This is a genomic window from Roseateles sp. P5_B10, assembly GCF_056400485.1.
This window is the reverse complement of sequence record NZ_JBFULE010000351.1, coordinates 1-5,434: the sequence shown is the minus strand read 5'-3', so window position 1 is coordinate 5,434 and position 5,434 is coordinate 1. Positions and strand designations below refer to the sequence as shown.

4 protein-coding genes are annotated in these 5,434 nt (G+C 69.8%); 1 reads left to right on the top strand and 3 read right to left on the bottom strand.

Features of this window, described 5'->3' with window-relative positions:
• On the bottom strand, window positions 1–1,481 hold a 1,481-nt coding region (locus tag AC1DU6_RS19060), incomplete at its 3' end, for a PAS domain-containing protein (RefSeq protein ID WP_477858911.1).
• Window positions 1,482–1,642: 161 nt separating this feature from the next.
• Window positions 1,643–2,422, bottom strand: a complete 780-nt coding sequence (locus AC1DU6_RS19055; protein ID WP_477858909.1) for a Crp/Fnr family transcriptional regulator — start codon at window positions 2,420–2,422, stop codon at window positions 1,643–1,645.
• A gap of 113 nt (window positions 2,423–2,535) precedes the next feature.
• Between AC1DU6_RS19055 and AC1DU6_RS19050 the strand changes: the two genes are divergently transcribed.
• A complete protein-coding gene (locus AC1DU6_RS19050) occupies window positions 2,536–3,117 on the top strand; it encodes a Rossmann-fold NAD(P)-binding domain-containing protein (protein ID WP_477858907.1) in 582 nt (193 codons plus the stop codon).
• A 21-nt stretch (window positions 3,118–3,138) separates the two neighbouring features.
• Here the strand turns inward: AC1DU6_RS19050 and AC1DU6_RS19045 are convergent.
• The coding region (locus AC1DU6_RS19045; RefSeq protein WP_477858906.1) for a bifunctional acetate--CoA ligase family protein/GNAT family N-acetyltransferase at window positions 3,139–5,434 on the bottom strand (2,296 nt) is incomplete at its 5' end.

The window sequence follows — 5,434 nt, the reverse complement described above, 5'->3', positions numbered from 1 at the left end:
CCCTTGGTGCAGGCGTAGAGGCGGTCGCCATCGGGCATCGTCAGGCACGTCTGGACGCAGACTGGCTTGTCGGCCCGCAGTGCTGCCGCGTCGTCTTTGAGCAGCTGACGCACCTGCTCGGCTGGGAACAGACCGGTGGAATCGAAGCCGATCAGTTGCTCCGAGCTGCGCCCCAGCGCCCGGCACAGCGCGCGGTTCACGAACAGGTAGCGGCCCTCGAGATCCTTGGCGAAGATGACGTCGGTCGAACAGTTGGCGATCGCCTCGGCGATCTTCCAGGCCCGCTCCTCGTCCTGGCTCGCCACCGCCATGCGTGCGGCTGCAAGCAGTTCGCGCCGCTTCAGCGCAGCGCAGGTGAAGGCGCCCGCGGCCAGCACGGCCAGCAAGTTCACCAGAGCCAGCGTCGTCGCATCGGCGATGCTGCCGCCCAGCAGCGCATCGCGCGGCGTCTGGATGGCGATAAACCAGCCGGAGTTGCGAATCCGGGCCGCCACCGCGGCCTGGGCAACTTCGCCGCGATCCAGGCCGTCCATGAGCGAACCGGCCAGCGACGGATCGCCGGACAAGGCGGTCAGCGCCGCGCGGGAGGAGTTGCGCGGAGGGACGAACGGGGTGTCGGAACCGTCAATGCGCAAGGCCAGCAGATCCCGTGCGGCGGGGCGGAAGAACAGCGTCTCGGGGGCGTCACTGGCGGAGCCCGGCGTCAGCTGCGGCAGCAGCGTGAGGCGCGGAGCGGTGCGCAGCAGCAAGACGGTCCCGGGCCGGCCGTCCGCGCTGGGCAGTGGCACGAAGAGGTCGAACTGCAGGCTGGCGGGGTCGCCCACCTCGGCCCGGAAGTCGCCGCCAGACACCCGCCCGCCTTGCAGGGCCGAACGCACGCCATGCGACATGGCCGCATCGACATGCCGCGCGGCGCCGTCCGGCGCCAGCAGCAGCCGGGCGTGTTCGTCGAACAGCAATGCGTCGGCGTAGTGCGTGGAAGTCAGCAGCAACAGCAGTTCCTTCCTCATCTCTGCCGCCAATGCCTCATCGGGGCTGCGGCGCCAGCGCAGCAGGCTGGTGCGCAACTGGGGGTCGGTGGCAAGCCGGCGTGCGTCCTCCGTGCGCCGCTCGATCCAGCCCTGGACGATCTCGGCTTTCAGCTCGGCTTCGCGGCGCAACTGCGCAACCTGCTGTTCATGCGACATGTGAGTCGATCTGGCATAACCCATCAGGCTTGCCAGCACGATGGCGGCTGACAGCAGGGCGAACACCCAGAGCACACTGACCGGTCCGCCCTGGCGCGTCGGTCCGGTCGCCTCGCCCTCGGCTTGCCGGCTTGGGGTGATCACATAGATCAGCGCGCTGGTCGCCAGCACGAAGGCGATGCCCTTGCCCTGGCCAACGGCGGACAGCGTGGCGATATCGGGCGCCAGCTTTTCCAGCAGTCCATCAGACAGCAGGATCCAGGCAAGGCCAAAGGCCGCGTAAGCCGCGGCCATGGTCAGCGGAGCGGTCGGCGCCAGCCGGCGCCACCAGAGGTCGAAGTGCCGGCCGAAGCCCCCGCTGGCGAAGCGAAGAGGCGGTGCGACGGCGTCCTGATGCGGTGAATTCATTTTTTTCTCCCTGGATCGATGCGCGGCCGCCGAGGCCGACGCGCCGCCTAGTGCAGACCGGCAGGAGCGGCCTGCCCACCGATGAAGGCGGCCAGGGCGGGGAAGTCGGGAATGCAGATGTCGCGCCGGCTCTTCTCGCGAAAGGCGATGAGCCGCGCTCGCGCGAGCCTGGACAGCACGCGGCTGACGGTCTCCAGCGTCAGGCCGAGGTAGTTGCCGATCTCGGCGCGCGTCAGGCGCAGGCTGATCTGGTCGGTCCTGAGGCCACGCGCGGCCAGGGAATCGGCCCAGTTGTGCAGAAAGGTCACCACGCGCGCGGCGGCCGGCAGCGCGCACAGGGCCGTCAGCGCCTCGCGTTCGCGCATGATTTCGTCGCTCATGGCCTCGTGCACGGTGGCCATCAGGCGGGGATGGTCGGCGCAGGCCTTCAGCAGTGCGTCGTAGCGCAGCGTCCAGACCTCGGCGGTGTCCATCGCAATGGCTTCGCAGGCGTAGCTGCCCTTGGCGATGGCGCTGAAGCCGAGCCAGTCGCCGCGGAACTTCAGCCCGACGACCTGCTCGTGGCCCTCGGCCGACGGGCTGATCAGCTTGAAGCAGCCGGAGTTCAGCACGTGCAGCTGCTCGAACCGCTCGCCCGGCCGGTACAGCACATCGCCGGCATGGACGATGCGGCGCCTGGGCGCCAGCACGGCCTCCAGCAGCTTCAGCTCGTCAGCGATGCGCTGACCCTTGGACGGTGCGACGTTGGTGTTGATCGCGCCGCTGGCGGCGAAGGTGGTGCTGCAGCGTGCGGTAGTCATCGGGGTATGCGGGGCACTGGCGTGCATGGTGGTCTCCCTTGGGGTGGCATCGAAAAAATCGATGCTAGGCAGGCCCGGGCAATGAAGTGTCAACAGGCCAAATCGTTARGTAGCGCTGCGTAACACTGCGTGAACCGTCGGTGACGGAGCCGCTCAACACCGAGTCGGACTCCGCCGGCTTGACCTTGGTCAATGGCCGCGCATTCGGCGTCGATACGCTGCCACTCATGTGTTCCGAGGCTCGCCAAGGTGCCGCTGGCGCCACTTCGTCCTACCCCGTCGATGCCGCTGCCTTGCTACGGCAGGCGAGGGTGCTCTTGAGGCCGCAGGCCTCGGAGATGAAGCCATTGACGGGCAGGCGGCTGGCGCTGATGTCGCCGCACCCGGAGGACGACGAGGCGAGCGAATTCGCGCAGGCGGCGACGGCGCTCGGTGCCCATGTGTCCTTTGTCCAGCCCGGGCTTGACGAGCACAGCAGCCCATGGCGGGTCGATGCAACGGCACGCATGCTGAGCCGTCTCTACGATGCGGTTGAATGTCAGCACCTGCCCGCCGCCCTGACAGGGCGCCTGGCCCGCAGCGCCGACATTCCTGTGTTCGCCGGGCTGGCGACCGCCGGCCATCCCACGGCCGTGCTCGCACAGGCACTGGACGGCGATGTCGCGTGGGCCGTCAAGCGGCGCAGGATCCTGCAGGCGGTGCTGGTTATCAGCCTGGCTTGAGGAGCCGCGCTTGGCCCGTCGTCATGAGCCGTTGCAGCCCGAGGCTCGGCTGACGAGGACGATCTCCGACGGCTGTGCACCGCCCGGCCTGACGTCAAAACCCATGCGTTTGAGCAGGTTCAGCATCGCCCGGTTCTCGCGCAGCACGTGGCCGATGACGCGCTGCGTGCCGCGCGAGGCGGCGTAGTCCAGCAGGGCCTGCATCAGCAGGCGGCCGAGGCCCCGGCGCTGCAGGTCGCTGCGCACGAGCAGGCCGAACTCCGCCTCGACGTTGTCGGGATCGCGCACGAGACGGGCCACGCCGAGCGTGCGGGGGCCGCCAGCGGCCTGCTCATCGACGATGACGAGCGCCATCTCGCGCTCGTAGTCGATCTGCGTCATCCGGGCGAGGTCGTCATGCGTCAGCGCGTGCGGCGCCTGGAAGAAGCGCATGCGCAGGTCTTCGGGGCTGCAGGCCTGCAGGAACTCGCGATGCAAGGCCTCGTCCTCGGGCCGGATCGGTCGCATCAGCAGCGTGCTGCCTTGGCAGTGCAGAGTTCGCACCAGCTCCGCCGGGTAGGGGCGCACGGCGAAGCGCGCCATGCCGGAGGGTGCGGACGCCGACAGGCGCACGCGGGCATCCAGCGCGAGCACGCCGTGCTCGTCGGCCAGCAGCGGGTTGATGTCCAGCTCGGCCATTTCGGGCAGATCGGCCAGCATCTGCCCGACGGCGGTCAGCGCGTCGCACAAGGCGTCGATGTGGGCCGGCGGCCGCCCGCGATAGCCGGCCAGCAGCCGGGCCACCCGGGTGCGGTCGATCAGCTCGCGCGCCAGCGCGCGGTTCAACGGCGGCAGCGCCACGGCGCGGTCGCCCAGCACTTCCACCGCGATGCCGCCCTGGCCGAACAGCAGCACCGGGCCGAAGATCTGATCCACGTGCGCGCCGACGATGAGCTCCTGGGCGCGGGGCCGTTGCACCATGGCCTGCACGCTGAATCCCTCGATGTGGGCTTCCGGACGCGTGGCTTGCAGATGATCGAGCATCTCCCGCGCAGCCAGGCGCACGGCGGCTTCGCCGCGCAGGTCCAGGCGCACGCCACCCGCGTCCGACTTGTGCAGGATGGCCGGGGACTCCACCTTCAGCACCACCGGCCCGTCGATGCGCTGGGCGGCCTCGGCGGCGGCCTGTGGCGAGGCTTCGGCGCGCAACGTCGGCACGACCGCGATGCCATAGGCAGCCAGCAGTGCCTTGGCATCGATCTCGTCCAGCCATTCACGGCCAGCGCCCAGCGCGGCGTCGATGATGGCGCGCGCCCGTGCCAGGTCCGGCTTGCCGTTCGCGCCGGCGCTTGGCGTCYGGCGTAGTGCCGTCTGGTTGCGCCGGTAGGTCTGCATCAGCGAGAACGCGCGCACGGCCTCCTCGGGCGTCTCGTAGCCTGCGATGCCGGCCTCTTCGAAAGCGCTGCGCGCCGGCGCCACCGTGTCACCGCCCAGCCAGCAGCTCAGCACACGGCCCCGGTGCTCGGCGATCAGTGGGGCGCATGCCTGGGCGATGGCTTCGCTGGAGACGATGGCCGTCGGTGCGTGCACGAACAGGACCGCGCCCGCCTCGGGGGCGTCGAACAGGGCCTTGAGCGTGTCCACGTAGCGCTGCGCGGGCGCGTCGCCAATGATGTCGATCGGGTTGCCGTGCGACCAGTTGGCCGGCAGCACGGCGTTGAGCCTCTTCATCAGCGCCTCGCCCGGGCGCGCCAGCGTCACGCCCAGCGGCGCGGCGGCGTCGGCCACCATCACGCCCGCGCCGCCGCCATTGGTCATGACCATCAGCTCGCGGCTGTGGTTGTCTCGGAAGCGCGCGAGCGTCTGCGCGGCGATGAAGAGATCCTTCAGCGTGTCCACGCGCAGCATGCCGGCGCGGCGGATGGCGGCGTCGAAGACGATGTCCTCGCCCGCCAGCGCGCCCGTGTGTGAGGCGGCGGCCTTCATGCCGGCCGGCGCGCGGCCGGCCTTGACGACGATGACGGGCTTGATGCGGGCCGCGGCACGCGCTGCCGACATGAACTTGCGTGGCGATGTGATGGATTCGATGTAGAGCAGGATGGCGCGCGTATGCCGGTCCGTGGCCAGATGGTCCAGCAGGTCGGCGAAGTCGACGTCGGCGTGCTCGCCCAGCGAGACGAGGTGCGAGAAGCCGATGCGCTCGGCGTTGGCCCAATCCAGCAGGGCCGTCAGCAATGCGCCCGACTGGGACACCAGCGCCAGCTCGCCGGGCAGCGCTTTCGCCTGGGTGAAGCTGGCATTCAGCCCGAGGTGCGGGCTCAGCAGGCCGATGCAGTTG